The following is a 14,754-nucleotide window of genomic DNA, read 5'->3' on the forward strand; positions in this document are numbered from 1 at the left end:
TCACAGGACAACGAGAACGGTGGCACGCCAGCGCTGATCCAAGCCCTCCAACTGTACCGAGACGACGTGCGCTCGGCGTTTGTCGTACACCAGGATCACTGCATTGAAACCGCCGGTGTCGGTCGGCCAGGTCTTGACATGGTCGATCCACAGCCTTGGCCGTTCAGCGACGACTCCCGTGATGGCTCTGGCGCGAGCGGCGATCGACACGCGCACGCGCAGATGGGCGTAGACGTCGTCGGTAACCCATCGCGCGAGTTGCTCGAGGTCTCTGGCTCCGGCGATGACTTCGACAGCCCGCAGGGCGAGGGCGCGCAGCACCTGCTCCGTTTCGGGCTGGTGTGCCTGTCCAATCGGCTTCGGGCTGACTCCGCGCGCATCGTTGTGAGCCTCCGACGGGTGAACCTGTGCGCTGGAAGCACCGGAACCAGATGACGTCATCGTTCCTCCTGATATCGAACGTGCAACTCTTGTAGCGCCACACTCAACCAGCTTGATCACCGCGTTGTCTAGCGCTTAAAGAGCCTGTGCACAACGTGAGCGAGATCGTCTCGCGTCGGCTACTTTCGACGTGTGCGCTGGGATGATTTGTTTGATGACCTCGAAGGGCAGCTCGAACGCGAGATGCACTCCGACGCCACTGACCTGCGCCTGAAGGAAGAACGCCAGCGGTTGGACAAGCTCTCCCTGCGCACCCGATTGAGTAACGTGGTGCGGTCGGTTGGCCTGGGTGGCGCGCTGCAGTTGCGCATCGTGCTGGTCTCCGGTGAGACGATCGTGCTTCGCCCGACGACGCTCGGCCGAGACTGGCTCGCGGCTGACTTAACGGGCGCTGGAAACGGTCGGGTTCAGTGCGTGATTCCGCTCTCGGCCATCGCCGGTGTCGTGCTCAATGACGAGCAGTATCTGGTCTCGCTCGCGGTCGAGTCAGAATCTACCGGAAAGCTGATCGAACGAGTCGCTTTCCCCTTTGTGCTTCGGGATCTGTGCCGGCGACGGCGCAGCGTGGAGCTTGCGACCCGCGGTGGTGTCCTGGCCGGCACCATCGACCGGGTCGCGCGTGACCACCTCGATCTGGCGGTGCATCCGCTCGGAACGCTGCGCCGCGCGCCGGAAGTCCTGCACTACCGTCTCGTGCCGTTCTGGCAAATTCACGTCATCCGGCTGGGGTAATTGTGGATGACTTTTCCACGATTTTCCGCAGTCGGGCACGATAAGGCCCAACGCATCATCAGAAGCGCTACAGACAAGCGAGGTAACGGATGAAAACAACCGGTTCCACACGTACGCGCCGCCGGTTCTGGGTCGATCCCCGATTTGTCATCGGTCTGGTGCTGGTCGCTGCGTCGATCGCGGGCGTCGGCGCGATCGTCGCCGGCAGTGATCGCACCACGGCGGTCTATACCGCACGGCACACACTGACCGTCGGCGATCAGCTCAGATCGGCCGACCTCGTGGAGAGCCGGGTGCAGCTCGGCGGCACGGCCGACCTGTATCTTGTGCCGGCGGCCGACCTGAAACGCGGTCTGCTCGTCACCCAGACCATCCTGGCCGGCGAACTCGTGGCACGCTCCGCGGTCGGGCAAGCGTCGGGGAGCGACGTGACCAGTGTCGTCGTCGATATCCCCGGAAGGCTGGCCGCGTCCATCGTGGCGGGCTCCGTCGTCGATATCTGGTCGGCGCGGGCTGCCGGACCCAGCGAATACGCTCCGCCGACGATTCTCGTGGGACAGGCCGTTATCGTTCGTATCGTCGAACCGACCGGCATCATCGCGGCCGACAACGGTCAATCCGTCGAGATGCTCGTACCGAAGGCCAGTGTGGGCGTGGTGCTGGAAGCGATCATGAACGGTGATGCCGTCGCGATCGTGCCCGTGAACACCCCGGTGGTGCCCTGATGGCCAGGCTCGCGCTCGTGCTGGATCGAGCGACCGAGCAGCGGATGCTGGCCGAGATCGTGGATTGCGGGCACAGCGTCGTCACGCGCGTTGATACCGCCCGGGAGTTTCTCGAGACGCTATCGCATGGCCAGCCGCACGTCGTCGTCGTCAGTGGTCGCCGCGAGTCCCTGACGGGGCAGCTGATCGCCGCGTGCGACGAGCGCGGCATCCGGGTCGTCGCCCTGACCGCGACCGAACAGGAGCGGCGGCACGCGGGCACACTCGGCCTGTACGAAACGGTCGCGATACCCTGCGACTGGTCGGAGATCGAAGATCTGCTTGTGTCGGGCGTTGTCGTTCCGTTGCGGGTGGGGGAACGGCATTTCACCGGCGGCGCGCTCAATACCGGGTCGGTGATCGCGGTCTGGGGTCCATGTGGCGCCCCGGGGCGCACCACCCTCGCCATCAACATCGCGGCGGAAATCGCGGCAGCCGGTCACACCGTCGTGTTGGCCGACGTTGATACCTACAGCGCCTCGATCGCCCCGAGCCTGGGCATGCTCGACGAAGCACCGGGTTTCGCTGCCGCCTGTCGGCTGGCCGGCAGCGACAGTCTCAACCAATCGGAGCTTGAACGTATCGCGCAACGCTACAACTCGCCCAAGGGCGCTTTCTGGGTGCTCACCGGCCTCGGCAGGCCGTCGCGCTGGCCGGAACTGTCGACCGAACGGGTCACTCGCACCATTGACGCGTTACGCCACTGGGTCGACTACGTGGTGGTCGATACCGGATTCAGTCTGGAGAGCGATGAAGAACTGAGCAGTGACGTGTTGGCGCCAAGGCGGAACGCCGCCACCGTCACTGCCCTGCGCGTGGCCGATCACGTTGTCGCCTGTGGGCTGGCAGACCCGGTGGGGATGGCCCGGTTTCTTCGCGCCTGGAGCGATCTCACCGAGGTGATCGGCACCAGTACGGTCAGCGTCGTGATGAACCAGGTGCGGGCGAGTGCTGTCGGGATGAATCCGCGGGCGCAGGTCACGGCAATGCTGTTGCGTTTCGGCGGCATCGAATCATCGATTCTGGTGCCGCACGACCAAGGCGCCCTGGACGCGGCGGTATTGACGGGCCGCACCCTGCGGGACGCGAGCCCGAAATCTGCGGCGCGCGTGAGCATCCGTCGTTTTGTTCTGGAGGACCTGATCGTTCTTCCTGCCACGGAATCGAAGCGCAAGCCGCGGCGCGTCACGTGGCGCGGACGAAAGGCAGCCCCGGTCATGTGAGGTACGGCGAGGTGAACCCACAGATACACCTAGGCTATGGAGAGTGTCGACGCTCAGTGATCTCGTACTTGCCCAGGGCCGCAGCAGCGCGGAAGACGTGGACTGGCTGCACATGCTGGTCGCGGACGGCCAGCTGCTGGCTGACCTCGCGTTCGCGGATATCGTCGTGTGGGTTCCGACGACCTCCGACAGTTTCGTCGCGGTAGCGCACGCACGCCCATCAAGCGCGGCCACCCTGTTCTATCGGGACTTCGTCGGCCAGCACATCAAAGCGGAGTGGCGCAACCAGGTCACTGAAGCCTTCGAGGCTGCGAAGATCGTCGACCGCGATGCCCCTGCCTGGTTCGAGGAGACTCCCACCCGCGTGCGGGCCATTCCGGTATTGCGCCGACTGAGCACGAGCGGATCCGAGGTGACAGCTGTCCCGGTGGCGGTGCTCACCCGTCACACCAACCTGAGTGAGGCGCGCACGCCGAGTCGTCAGGAGTTGACCTTCAACGACTGCGCGAACGACCTCTTTGCCATGATCGCCTCCGGCGACTTTCCCGATCTTGGGGCCCCAACCGGACCGCGCCGCGGCGCGCCGCGCGCTTCGGACGGCCTGCTGCGCCTTGACGTCGACGGCTTGACCACCTTTGCCAGCCCGAATGCGCTTTCCGCATTCAACCGTATGGGTTTCGCCGAAGAACTCGAGGGGGAGTCCCTCGCCGAGGTCACCACGAGCCTGCTCACCGGCACTGCCGTCGTCGACGAGTCCCTGCCCCTGATCGTCACCGGGCGGGCGCCGTGGCGCACCGATATCGAGGCGCGCGGGGTGACGGTGTCGCTACGCGCGATTCCCATTCGCAACCGCGGAGAACGCGTTGGTGCGATCATCTTGTCCCGTGACGTCAGCGAGTTGCGCCACCAGGAACGTGAGCTGATCACCAAGGATGCGACCATCCGGGAGATCCACCATCGGGTCAAGAACAATCTGCAGACCGTGGCGTCCCTGCTGCGCATCCAGGCAAGGCGCACCCAGTCCGACCGGGCGCGCGAGGCACTGACCCAGGCGATGCGGCGGGTTGCCGCCATCGCTGTTGTGCACGACACCCTGTCGGAGGGACTCAGCCAGATCGTCGACTTCGACGCTGTCTTCGAACGGGTGTTGCTGTTGACGGTAGAGGTGGCATCCGCTCACAACACGACCGTGCACCCGAAATCCTCCGGCAGCTTCGGTACCTTGCCGAGCGCTTATGCGACGCCGCTCGCGCTCGTGCTGACGGAGCTGGTTACCAACGCGGTCGAGCACGGCCTCGCCGGGCGTGAGGGTGAAGTGTCGATCGAGGCGCAGCGCAGCGATGAGACACTCACCGTCATGGTGCGCGACACCGGTGTCGGTCTGCCGGAAGGCAAGGTGGGCTCTGGCCTCGGGACGCAGATTGTACGCACACTTATTCAGGGTGAACTCGGCGGCACCATCGACTGGCACACCATGATGGGCAGCGGCACCGAGGTGACGATCGAGATCCCCCTGCGTTTCATGAAGGAAGGCTAGCCCCGTCTCCTTTTGGACGGGGCCCGGGCCCGATGCGCGGGCCCAGTTTATAGACTTGGCCCGCGGCCATAAGGTGGGCCTTCGAGCGGGTGAGGTTTCGCGCGGTCGCGAGGTCCGCTGGCGGGCACAAAAAAACGAGCCAACGGCTTCCGGGAATACCGGATGGCCGCAGGCTCGCGTTCTGTGGTCGTGCTAACTCGCTAGGAAGCTCGGCGGGCGCGTGCTGCGCGACGCTTGAGCGCGCGGCGTTCGTCTTCGCTCAGACCGCCCCAGACTCCCGAGTCCTGGCCGGTTTCCAGTGCGTACTGGAGGCACACCTCGGTGACGTTGCATCGTGCGCACACCGACTTTGCCTTCTCGATCTGGTCCACAGCGGGTCCAGTGTTGCCGACCGGAAAGAAAAGTTCCGGGTCGGCGGTAAGGCAGGCAGCTTTATCGCGCCAGTCCATAGGGATGCTCCTTTTGTTACATGGGTGCACGGCCGATTGGCCAGAGTTGCGGGGGTGATGGCCGGTTGCAGGAATGTGGGATCTGCGCGTTAACCGCGTTGAAATAGCTCACGTCCCTGTGAGCGTCAACCAGACCTTCAATATCGTCCCATAATAGAGGTATCAAATCAATAGTTTTGTATGGTTTTTCGCTGTGAACAGCGGCTCTGGTGCAGGGCGCCCAGCCTGGATCGACCTCCGGGCTCTTCGTCGTGCCCCCCTGTTGGGGGTGTTGATCGCATTCCTCGCCCTGGAAGCGCTCGCCCTGTGGTTCTTCAGCGCATGGTGGGTGCTCGAACTGCTCATTGCCACCCCGACCTCGGTGGGAGCCGCGCTCGCCCTGTTAGCCCTTATCGTGGTCGCTGCCGTGTGGGTCAGTGCGATCACCGTCGGCGCTCTTCGTCGACGTCCGTGGATTCGTGGTGGTGCCATCACGTGGCAGCTCGTGCAGGTCATGATCGCGATCGGTTGTTTTCAGGGAATCTACGCTCGGCCTGACGTCGGCTGGGCGCTGCTGCTGCCGTCCATCATTGTGCTCGTTTTGGTGTTCACTCCGCGTGTCGTAGCTGCGACCAGCCACGAACCCGAGCCCGAAGCCGACTAAACGGCGCTGTGCGGGCCGTGAAGACCCGATCAAGTGCGAACCTAGGCGTCGATACCGAGCTTCTTACGCAGGCTTGCGACGTGGCCCGTGGCCTTGACGTTGTAAAGGGCGTGGGTGATGATTCCGGCCTCATCGAGCACGATCGTCGACCGCAGCACACCGGTCACGATCTTGCCGTACAGATTCTTCTCGCCGTAAGCGCCGTAGGCGCGGTGCACGGCGAGGTCGGTGTCGCTGAGCAAGGGAAAGTTCACGGCGTCGTGCTCTTGAAACTTCTTGAGCGTGGCCGGAGCATCTTTCGACAGTCCGAGTACCTGGTAGCCGGCCGATTTGAGCGACCCGAGGTTGTCGCGAAAGTCGCAGGCCTGGGTCGTGCAGCCGGGGCTCATCGCGGCCGGGTAAAAATACACGACGACTTTGCTGCCCGAAAAGTCGGCCAGTGAAACGGATGCCCCATCCTGATCGGTCAGGGTGAACTGGGGGGCTGTATCGCCGACTGCAAGGCGCGCTGAATCCGTCATCCCTCCATCGTAACTGCGTCAGGGGACACGGGCTCAGCGCGTGGGCGCGAAGGTGGCGAGAAGGCGCTGCAGGGAGTCCAGGCGCACCCGGCCGGTCACGCCGAGTTCATCGGCCTCGACGGCCTCGATGATGGCGCAGTCCGGCGAGTCGGGTAAGTGCGTGCAGCCCCGCGGGCAGCGTTCGGCGATCGTCGCGAGATCGGTGAAGGCCTTGAGAATGTTGTCGGTGTTGATGTGCCCGAGGCCAAAGGACCGCACACCGGGAGTGTCGATGACCCAGCCGCGGCCGGCATCCGTTTGAAGGCGCAGCGACACGGTCGACGACGAGGTGTGGCGGCCACGCCCGGTGACGGTGTTGACGACGCCGATGGCCCGGTTGGTGCCCGGCACGAGCGCGTTCACCAGCGTGGACTTGCCAACTCCGGAGTGCCCGACGAAGACGGTGTCGTGACCGACCAGTGCCGCCGAAATCGCTTCGATCGGCATGCCGCCCTCGCCGCTCTGAAACACGGGCAGGTCGAGGCCGGCGAAATTGGCCAGGAATACGGCGGGGTCGGCGAGGTCGGTCTTGGTGATGCACAGGATGGGCTTCACGCCGGCGTCGTAGGCCGCGACCAGGTAGCGATCCACCAAGCGGATGCGTGGCTCCGGGTTGGCCGCAGCGACCACGATCAGCATCTGGTCGGCATTGGCCACGATCACGCGCTCAACGGCATCCGTGTCGTCGGCGCTTCGCCGCAGCAGCGTGTCGCGCGGCACGATGCGCACGATACGGGCCAGGCTGCCCTCCGCCCCGGTCGTGTCGCCGACGATGTCGACCCGGTCGCCGTTGACGACGGCCTTTTTGCGCAGTTCACTGGCCCTGGCGGTTGTGATACGTCGCTCGGTCGGCAGGTTTTCATCGAGCATGACCGTATAACGGCCGCGGTCGACCGAGAGGATGCGGCCGGTCAGGGCGTCCTCATGGCTCGGTCGAGTTTTGGAGCGGGGTTTACTGCCCTTGCGGCCGGGACGCACGTGCACGTTCGACTCATCGAACTCAGGCTCGTCATCGTCGGCAGAAGCCCACCAGGTATCGCCAGGATCACCGGCGAGGTCGGCGTAATGGGCGTAGTCCGTGGACGGTGCGTCGGCGACCACATGAGCGCTGAGCCGATCGCGATCCTCGCCATCGCCCGGCACAGTCGCATCGCCCGCCACCGCCACCGCCATCTACAGCGCCGCTTCGGTGATCATCGCATGCCAGAGCTGCGGAAACTGGGGGAGGGTTTTCGCGGTCGTGCCGATGTTCTCCACGTTAACGCCGGGTACGGCGAGGCCGATCAGCGCTCCGGCCGTGGCCATCCGGTGGTCGTCGTAACTGAGCCACTGGCCGCCGTGCAGGGGGGCCGGCTCGATCTGCAGGCCGTCGGGCAGCTCCGTGACCTGGCCTCCGAGTCGGTTGATCTCGGTGGCCAGCGCAGCGAGGCGGTCGGTCTCGTGGTTGCGAATGTGCCCGATTCCAGTGATCGTGCTCGGCGTCTCGGCGAGGGCAGCGAGGGCGACGAGGGTGCAGGCGAGCTCGCCGCCGGTTGAAAGGTCCAGGTCGACACCGAGAATGCGCTCGCCGCCGGTTACGGTGAGGCGGTCGCCCACGTGGGTGACGGTCGCGCCGAACAGCGGCAGGAGCTGCTCGAGGTCGGCGCCCACCTGAGTGGTCGTCTGCGGCCAGCCGGTGATGCTGACGCTGCCCCCGGCCACGAGCGCGGCGCAGAGGAACGGTGCGGCGTTGGAAAGATCGGGTTCGATATCGACCGTACGACCCGAGAGAAGACCGGGTTCGATGATCCATTCGCCGACGTTCGGCGTGGCCACGATGACTCCGCGAGCGCGCAACACCTCGATGGTCATCTCGATGTGCGGCAGGCTGGGCAGTCGTTCGCCGGAGTGCGTGAGGTGCAGCCCGTGCTCGAAACGTGCGCCGGCCAGCAGCAGGCCGGAGACGAACTGGCTGGATGTGCCCGCGTCGATGGTCGTGGCGCCGCCAGCAACCACTCCGCGTCCGTGAACGGTGAAGGGCAAGGCGCGCTTGCCATCGTCGTTGATATCGCCGCCGAGGTCGCGCAGCGCGCCGATGATCGGACCCATGGGGCGGCGGCGGGCACCGACATCGCCGTCGAACGTCGTCGGACCGAGGGCGAGGGCGGCCAGCGGCGGCAGAAAACGCATAACGGTTCCGGCCAGGCCGCAGTCGATCGTGGTGGAACCGAGCAGTTCCTCGGGTGGGGTCACCAGCAGGTCGGAGCCGAACGCACCCGTGCCGGCCACCGCCTCGATCGTGGTGCCCAGCTGGCGCAGCGCGGCGACCATGAGATCGCTGTCGCGGGAGTGCAGCGGCGACCGGAGCAGGGACGGTTCGCTGGCCAAAGCGGATGCGACGAGCTCCCTGTTGGTCAACGATTTCGAGCCCGGCAGGGCCAGCACAGCCTGCAGGGGCGCGTCTGTGTTCGGCGCCGGCCACCAGGCATTTTCCTCGGTCGGTGAATTATCGCCGTACGGATCGAACTCCGGCTTGGAATATTTCGAGATCAGCATCGGTTATCAGAATAGTCGGTGATAACAATCTGAGGGAGATGCATAACGGTGTCAATGCTGCTGGAGCGAGCCCTGACTGTGGGTAACAGCTTAGAATCAGGGGTAATGACTTCAGACACGCCCGCGAACTCGGGAGACCTTTCGAGCAGCGACACAGATCTCACGATACTTTCCCCGACCAAGGCGGAACTGCGCGAGCAGACCCGCGGCTTGTTCGAGGAACAGGCGTTGCCTTTTCTCGACCAGCTGTACGCGGCGGCCATGCGCATGACACGCAATCCGTCGGATGCGCAGGATCTCGTGCAGGAAACCTTCGTGAAGGCCTTCGCCGCCTTCGCACAGTACGAGCAGGGCACCAACCTCAAAGCGTGGCTGTACCGTATTCTCACCAACACCTTCATCAATGCGTACCGCAAGAAGCAACGCGAGCCGTACCAGGGCACGATTGATGAGTTGGAAGACTGGCAGCTCGGCGGCGCCGAATCAACCACCGCGATGTCGGGGCGTTCGGCCGAGGCCGAGGCCATCGACCACCTGCCGGACAGCGCCGTCAAAAACGCCCTGCAGTCAATTCCCGAAGACTTCAGACTCGCCGTGTACTTCGCCGACGTCGAAGGGTTCTCCTACCAGGAGATCGCCGAAATCATGAAGACCCCCATCGGCACCGTAATGAGTCGCCTGCACCGTGGCCGGCGACTCCTGCGCGAGCTGTTGGCCGGCTACGCGGCTGAACGCGGGCTGGGCATGGGCCAGGACCAGAAAACATCCAGGAGCACAGAAAAATGACCGACTGTGGTTGCGAGAAGGCCAAGGCCGAACTCGAAGAATACCTGCACAACGAACTTCGCAAGAATGATGCGGCCGACATTCGGGAGCATCTCGCTAATTGCCCCGACTGCAGCAGCGAACATCTTGTTGGTCGCACCTTGACCGAGGTCATGCAGCGTGCCTGCAAGGAGACCGCGCCCGAAGACCTGCGCGACCAGGTTTTGCTCAAGCTGCGCTCCCTGCAAGCCTCGCACTAGTCGGAGGGTCGCGGGGACGCTTCGACCTGCCCGAGCAGGAACGCGGCGCCCGCCGCATCCGCTACCTGAGCGAAGGTTCCGAAGTCGGAATCCCACGGTTCTCGTAGCACTGTGCCACCGAGTTCACTCACTTTCTTCGCGGAAGCCCACACGTCGGCGACGCCCAGGTATACCTGCCAGTATGCCGGTACCCCGGCTGGCAGCATGGCATCGGCGTCGTACACCCCGCCGGTCATGGATTCGTCGTGGCCGAAGGTGCTGTAGCGAAAATCCGCGGTGTCGCTCAACGGAATCGGCGTCCAGCCGAACACCTCCTCGTAGAAGGCGATCGTTGCGTTAAAATCACAGGTGATCAGCTCGTGCCAGACCGGCGTCCCGATCTCGTTGTCGACGTGGAACCCTCGATGGCCGGCGGCCTGCCACACGCCGACGGCCGCTCCCGCCGGGTCGGTCAGCACGGCCAGCCGCCCCTGGTCCCCGACAGTCTGCGGATGCACGAGCACGGTAGCTCCCGCGGCCCTCGCGGCGCGCACGGTTTCGTCGACGCTATCGATCGCGAGATAGGTGGTCCAGAAGTCACGGTTTCCGCGCTCCTGGGCAGTGAGACCAGCGATGGCGGCGTCGCCGTGGAAGAACATCGTGTAGCGGCCGCTTCCCGCCCCGGTGTCGACGGCTCGCCAGCCGAGCAGTTTGGTGTAGAACTCGATCGACCGGGCCGGGTCGCTTGTCATCAGGTCAATCCAGCACGGCTCCCCGAGCTGGTTCACAGTGCGAACGGGCATGGTCTCTCCTCGAGTTGCCCTGAGCCTAGAACCGTCGGCGCACTCTGGCAACACGACGGTATCGGCACCACGGCATCGGCACCACGGCATCGGCACCACGGCGGGGACGAAACGACGCCGCCGTGCCAGCTGGCACAGCCCCGCCGGCCCATGCATCCAGCCGCCGCGGACACAACAATAGGGGTGACTCTCGCCACCCCCATTGTGAGAGCCTCGCTCTGATCGTTAGAGGGTCAAAGCGTCGCGCTGCAGTTTGGCCTGCTCGATCGCGTGGCGCTTGGCTGATCCAGCCGCTGGCGACGCCGACGCCGGACGCGAGAACAAGAGCATGGCGCGCGGACCGAGCTTGCTGGTCTCCAGGTAGAAGAACGGCCAGGCACCCTGGTTCTCTGGTTCGTCCTGCACCCAGGCCAGCTCGGCGTTCGGGTACTGGGCGGCTACGTTCTTCAGCTCCACAGCGGGCAGCGGGTAGTACTGCTCAACGCGCACAAGGGCGATTGCCGGGTTCGGGTTCTTCTCGAGCTCGTTCAGCAGGTCGTAGTAGATCTTCCCAGCCATGAACAAGACGCGCTTGACGGCGCTCTTGTCGGCGATACGGGCGTCATCGATGACCGTCTCGAACTTGCCGCTGGTCAGCTCGGCCACGGCGCTCGTCGCGCCGCGCAGCCGCAGCATCGACTTGGGCGTGAACACGATCAACGGGCGACGCGGACGCATGTACGCCTGGCGACGCAGCAGGTGAAAGTATGACGCGGGCGTCGACGGGCGCGCCACGGTCATGTTCTCCTCGGCACACAGCTGCAGGAACCGTTCGATACGAGCCGACGAGTGGTCAGGCCCCTGGCCCTCGTAGCCGTGCGGCAGCAGCAACACAACGGATGACCGCTGCCCCCACTTCTGCTCGGCCGAGGAGACGAACTGATCGATGATGGTCTGCGCTCCATTGGCGAAGTCACCGAATTGGGCTTCCCAAAGGACAAGAGCGTCGGCGCGTTCCACCGAGTAGCCGTACTCGAAGCCCATGGCGGCGTATTCGCTCAGCAGGGAGTCGTAGATCCAGAACCGCGCTTGGTTGTCCTTCAGGTTGGCCAGCGGCAGCCATTCCTGGCCGTTCACCCGGTCGTGCAGAACGGCGTGACGCTGCACGAACGTGCCGCGGCGGCTATCCTGCCCGGCGAAACGCACCGGGGTGCCCTCGACCAGCAGCGAACCCAGCGCGAGCAACTCGCCGAAGCTCCAGTCGATGTTGCCGTTGCGGCTCATGTCGAGACGCTTCTGTAACAGCTGCTGCAGCTTATTGTGCACCGTGAAACCGACCGGCTTGTTGTTGAACGCGTCACCGATGAGCTGGATGACGCTCTCGGGAACGCCGGTCGTCTCTGGCTCGCCAGCGGCGTCCTCGCGTTCCTGTGCCTCAGCTTCGGCCTTCGCGGTGGCGGCCATCTCCGGGGTGATGATCGGAATCGACGCGGTCTGCGCGGCGTGCGTTTCCAGGAATGCACGTTCGAGGCGGTCCTGGAAGTCGCGGTGGGCTGCTTCGTATTCCTCCACGGTGATATCGCCACGGCCGACGAGCGCCTCGGTGTAGAGCTTGCGCACGCTGCGCTTGGCCTCGACCAGGTTGTACATCAGCGGCTGGGTCATCGAGGGGTCGTCGCCCTCGTTGTGTCCACGACGGCGGTAGCAGATGAGGTCGACGACGACATCTTTCTTGAACTCCTGGCGGTAAGCGAACGCGAGTTCGCCGGCACGCACCACTGCCTCGGGATCGTCCCCGTTGACGTGGAAGATAGGCGCCTGAATGGTCTTGGCGACGTCGGTGGCGTAGACGCTGGTGCGGGCATCCTGCGGCAGGGTCGTGAAACCGAGCTGGTTGTTGACCACGATGTGCACGGTGCCGCCGGTGCGGTAGCCGCGCAGCTGGGACATCTGCAGGGTTTCGAGCACAACGCCCTGGCCGGCCATCGCGGCGTCACCGTGAATGAGGATGGGCAGGGTGGAGAAGGTGCCGATCGGCTTGCGGTCCTGCTTGGCGCGTACGATGCCCTCGAGCACGCCGTCGCCGGCCTCGAGGTGCGACGGGTTTGCGGCCAGCGAGACCGGAATCTCGGCGCCGTCTTCACCGCGGAACAAGCCCATGGTGCCGAGGTGATACTTCACGTCCCCGGAACCGTGCACGGTGCGCGGGTCTTGCGTTCCCTCGAACTCGCGGAAGATCTCGCCATAGGTCTTGCCGGCAATGTTGGTGAGCACGTTCAGGCGACCACGGTGGGCCATGCCGATCGCGACCTCGTCAAGGCCCTGCTCTGCAGCGCCCTGCAGAATAGTGTCGAGCAGCGGAATGGTGCACTCGCCGCCCTCGAGGCTGAAGCGTTTCTGACCGACGTACTTGGTCTGCAGGAACGTTTCGAAAGCCTCGGCCTCGTTGAGCTTGGCGAGAATTCGCATCTGCTCGTGGTGCGTGGGCTTGACGTACGACTTCTCTATTTTTTCCTGCACCCACTTGCGTTGGGCTGGGTCTTGAATGTGCATGTACTCGATGCCGGTGGTGCGGCAGTACGAGTCGCGCAGCACTCCCAAAATGTCGCGCAACAGCATTTGGCGCTGCGAACCGAAACCGCCGGTCACGAAGGAACGGTCGAGGTCCCAGAAGGTAAGCCCGTGGGTGGCGATATCGAGGTCGGGGTGACTGCGCTGCGAGTACTCGAGCGGGTCGATGTCGGCCATCAGGTGGCCGCGCACGCGGAACGAATTGATCAGTTCCTGCACGCGTGCGGTCTTGTCGACGGCGCTCGTGAGGTCGACGCTAATGTCCGGTGCCCAGTGGATCGGGTCGTACGGAATGCGCAGCGCCGAGAAGATCTCTTCGTAGAAGTTGTGCTGGCCGATCAGAAGCTCGTGCACGATCTTGAGGAACTCGCCCGAACCGGCGCCCTGGATAACCCGGTGGTCGTAGGTGCTGGTGAGGGTGATGGTCTTGGAGATGGCCAGGCCGGTGAGGGTCTTGACGCTCGAACCCTGGAATTCGGCCGGGTAGTCGAGGGCGCCGGCGCCGATGATGCAGCCCTGACCCTTCATGAGGCGGGGCACCGAGTGAACCGTGCCGATGCCGCCCGGGTTGGTCAGGGACAGCGTCGCTCCGGCGAAGTCATCGGCGGTGAGCTTGTTCTTACGTGCACGCGTGACCAGGTCTTCGTAGGCGGCGAGGTACTCTCCGAAGGTCATCGTGTCGGCACGCTTGATCGCCGGGACGAGCAGGGCGCGGGTGCCGTCGGGCTTGGGCATATCGATAGCCAGCCCCATGCCGACGTGGGCGGGGGCAACGACCGAAGGCTTGCCGTCGACCTCGTCGTAGTAGACGTTCTGGCTGGGGAACATCTTGAGCGCGCGGATGAGAGCCCAACCGATCAGGTGGGTGAAGGAGACCTTGCCACCACGAGCCCGCTTCATGTGGTTGTTCATGACGATGCGGTTGTCGATGAGCAGCTTGGCCGGAATGGTACGCACGCTGGTGGCCGTCGGCACGGTCAGGCTGGTGACCATGTTGGTCGCAAGTGACTTCGCCATGCCGCGCAGCGGCGAGACCTGATCTTGTTTGACCGGCGCGGAGGCATCGACGATGATGGCCTGCGGGCTCGTCACGGGGGCGTCAGCGGGAACGGGGGCCGGTTTGGGTGCACTCGAGGTGGTGCGCGCCGTGGGCTGGTTCTCGGTCACCGGAGCCGGAGCTGCGGCTCCAGGAGCGGTCTGCGCGACCGGCGCGGCGGCCGCGACCGGAGCTGCTGGTGCCGTTACTGCTGGTGCCGTTACGGCTGTCGCCGGAGCTGCCGGAGCTGCCGGAGCGGTGGCCTGCGGTACCGGAGCGGCGGTTGCCGGGGTGTTCGCGGTCTGGTGGTAGCTCTCGAGCACCGGCCACCACGATTCATCCACTAACTTCTTGTCGATCAAGTAGCGTTCGTACAATTCGTCAACGAGCCACTCATTTGCTCCGAATTCGCCCGACGTTGTCTCATCGGAAGCTCCACCGGTTACCTGGCCTGACACCGTGGGATCGCCCACTCTC

Annotated in this window: 14 protein-coding genes; 7 read left to right on the forward strand and 7 right to left on the reverse strand. The window is 64.6% G+C overall.

Features of this window, described 5'->3' with window-relative positions; translation table 11 throughout:
- The gene (locus CXY83_RS06725) at positions 1–441 is read right to left on the reverse strand and encodes an Rv3235 family protein (protein WP_104196614.1); all 441 of its coding nucleotides are present in this window, start codon (positions 439–441) and stop codon (positions 1–3) included.
- 132 nt (positions 442–573) lie between these two features.
- On the opposite strand from CXY83_RS06725, the gene CXY83_RS06730 reads away from it, so the two are divergent.
- From CXY83_RS06730 to CXY83_RS06745, 4 genes are all read left to right on the forward strand, one after another.
- Complete coding sequence (locus CXY83_RS06730) at positions 574–1,173, forward strand: hypothetical protein (RefSeq protein WP_104196615.1); 600 nt, start codon at positions 574–576, stop codon at positions 1,171–1,173.
- Positions 1,174–1,262: 89 nt separating this feature from the next.
- Positions 1,263–1,898: a hypothetical protein gene (locus CXY83_RS06735; RefSeq protein ID WP_104196616.1), complete on the forward strand. Its 636-nt coding sequence runs from the start codon at positions 1,263–1,265 to the stop codon at positions 1,896–1,898.
- The gene (locus tag CXY83_RS06740; protein ID WP_104196617.1) at positions 1,898–3,160 is read left to right on the forward strand and encodes a regulator; all 1,263 of its coding nucleotides are present in this window, start codon (positions 1,898–1,900) and stop codon (positions 3,158–3,160) included. Before CXY83_RS06735 ends, CXY83_RS06740 begins: the two co-directional genes overlap by 1 nt.
- 43 nt (positions 3,161–3,203) lie before the next feature.
- Complete coding sequence (locus tag CXY83_RS06745; protein WP_104196618.1) at positions 3,204–4,697, forward strand: sensor histidine kinase; 1,494 nt, start codon at positions 3,204–3,206, stop codon at positions 4,695–4,697.
- Between the two features lie 200 nt (positions 4,698–4,897).
- Here the strand turns inward: CXY83_RS06745 and CXY83_RS06750 are convergent, their stop codons facing one another.
- Entirely contained in the window at positions 4,898–5,146 is a 249-nt protein-coding gene (locus CXY83_RS06750; RefSeq protein ID WP_035837005.1) for a WhiB family transcriptional regulator, read from the reverse strand.
- A gap of 193 nt (positions 5,147–5,339) precedes the next feature.
- On the opposite strand from CXY83_RS06750, the gene CXY83_RS06755 reads away from it, so the two are divergent.
- The gene (locus tag CXY83_RS06755) at positions 5,340–5,789 is read left to right on the forward strand and encodes a hypothetical protein (protein WP_233200660.1); all 450 of its coding nucleotides are present in this window, start codon (positions 5,340–5,342) and stop codon (positions 5,787–5,789) included.
- Between the two features lie 41 nt (positions 5,790–5,830).
- Here the strand turns inward: CXY83_RS06755 and bcp are convergent, their stop codons facing one another.
- Genes bcp through aroA form a run of 3 tightly spaced genes read right to left on the reverse strand, consistent with a single transcriptional unit; the run spans position 5,831 to position 8,884 of the window.
- Positions 5,831–6,310, reverse strand: a complete 480-nt coding sequence (gene bcp, locus CXY83_RS06760; RefSeq protein ID WP_104196619.1) for a thioredoxin-dependent thiol peroxidase — start codon at positions 6,308–6,310, stop codon at positions 5,831–5,833.
- Positions 6,311–6,343: 33 nt separating this feature from the next.
- On the reverse strand, positions 6,344–7,522 hold the full coding sequence (gene rsgA, locus CXY83_RS06765) for a ribosome small subunit-dependent GTPase A (RefSeq protein ID WP_104196620.1): 1,179 nt from the start codon (positions 7,520–7,522) through the stop codon (positions 6,344–6,346).
- A complete protein-coding gene (gene aroA, locus CXY83_RS06770) occupies positions 7,523–8,884 on the reverse strand; it encodes a 3-phosphoshikimate 1-carboxyvinyltransferase (protein WP_104196621.1) in 1,362 nt (453 codons plus the stop codon).
- A 105-nt stretch (positions 8,885–8,989) separates the two neighbouring features.
- Between aroA and CXY83_RS06775 the strand changes: the two genes are divergently transcribed.
- Complete coding sequence (locus CXY83_RS06775; RefSeq protein ID WP_104196622.1) at positions 8,990–9,670, forward strand: sigma-70 family RNA polymerase sigma factor; 681 nt, start codon at positions 8,990–8,992, stop codon at positions 9,668–9,670.
- Positions 9,667–9,909: a zf-HC2 domain-containing protein gene (locus CXY83_RS06780; protein ID WP_104196623.1), complete on the forward strand. Its 243-nt coding sequence runs from the start codon at positions 9,667–9,669 to the stop codon at positions 9,907–9,909. Before CXY83_RS06775 ends, CXY83_RS06780 begins: the two co-directional genes overlap by 4 nt.
- On the opposite strand, the gene CXY83_RS06785 is transcribed toward CXY83_RS06780, so the two are convergent.
- Together CXY83_RS06785 and CXY83_RS06790 are read right to left on the reverse strand one after the other, a co-directional pair.
- Positions 9,906–10,691 carry a VOC family protein gene (locus CXY83_RS06785; RefSeq protein WP_104196624.1) on the reverse strand — a complete coding sequence of 262 codons (786 nt, stop codon included), beginning with the start codon at positions 10,689–10,691 and terminating at the stop codon, positions 9,906–9,908. The genes CXY83_RS06780 and CXY83_RS06785 overlap by 4 nt on opposite strands.
- A gap of 225 nt (positions 10,692–10,916) precedes the next feature.
- Entirely contained in the window at positions 10,917–14,735 is a 3,819-nt protein-coding gene (locus CXY83_RS06790) for a multifunctional oxoglutarate decarboxylase/oxoglutarate dehydrogenase thiamine pyrophosphate-binding subunit/dihydrolipoyllysine-residue succinyltransferase subunit (RefSeq protein WP_104196742.1), read from the reverse strand.
- Between the last annotated feature and the right edge of the window lie 19 nt (positions 14,736–14,754).

It is taken from the genome of Cryobacterium sp. M15 (assembly GCF_002929675.1).
Classification (GTDB): Bacteria; Actinomycetota; Actinomycetes; order Actinomycetales; family Microbacteriaceae; genus Cryobacterium; species Cryobacterium lyxosi.

Coding starts and splice junctions, on each gene's coding strand:
- CXY83_RS06725 (WP_104196614.1), bottom strand. CDS start 441: ATGACGTCATCTGGTTCCGGTGCTTCCAGCGCACAGGTTCACCCGTCG.
- CXY83_RS06735 (WP_104196616.1), top strand. CDS start 1,263: ATGAAAACAACCGGTTCCACACGTACGCGCCGCCGGTTCTGGGTCGAT.
- CXY83_RS06740 (WP_104196617.1), top strand. CDS start 1,898: ATGGCCAGGCTCGCGCTCGTGCTGGATCGAGCGACCGAGCAGCGGATG.
- CXY83_RS06750 (WP_035837005.1), bottom strand. CDS start 5,146: ATGGACTGGCGCGATAAAGCTGCCTGCCTTACCGCCGACCCGGAACTT.
- bcp (WP_104196619.1), bottom strand. CDS start 6,310: ATGACGGATTCAGCGCGCCTTGCAGTCGGCGATACAGCCCCCCAGTTC.
- rsgA (WP_104196620.1), bottom strand. CDS start 7,522: ATGGCGGTGGCGGTGGCGGGCGATGCGACTGTGCCGGGCGATGGCGAG.
- aroA (WP_104196621.1), bottom strand. CDS start 8,884: ATGCTGATCTCGAAATATTCCAAGCCGGAGTTCGATCCGTACGGCGAT.
- CXY83_RS06775 (WP_104196622.1), top strand. CDS start 8,990: ATGACTTCAGACACGCCCGCGAACTCGGGAGACCTTTCGAGCAGCGAC.
- CXY83_RS06780 (WP_104196623.1), top strand. CDS start 9,667: ATGACCGACTGTGGTTGCGAGAAGGCCAAGGCCGAACTCGAAGAATAC.
- CXY83_RS06785 (WP_104196624.1), bottom strand. CDS start 10,691: ATGCCCGTTCGCACTGTGAACCAGCTCGGGGAGCCGTGCTGGATTGAC.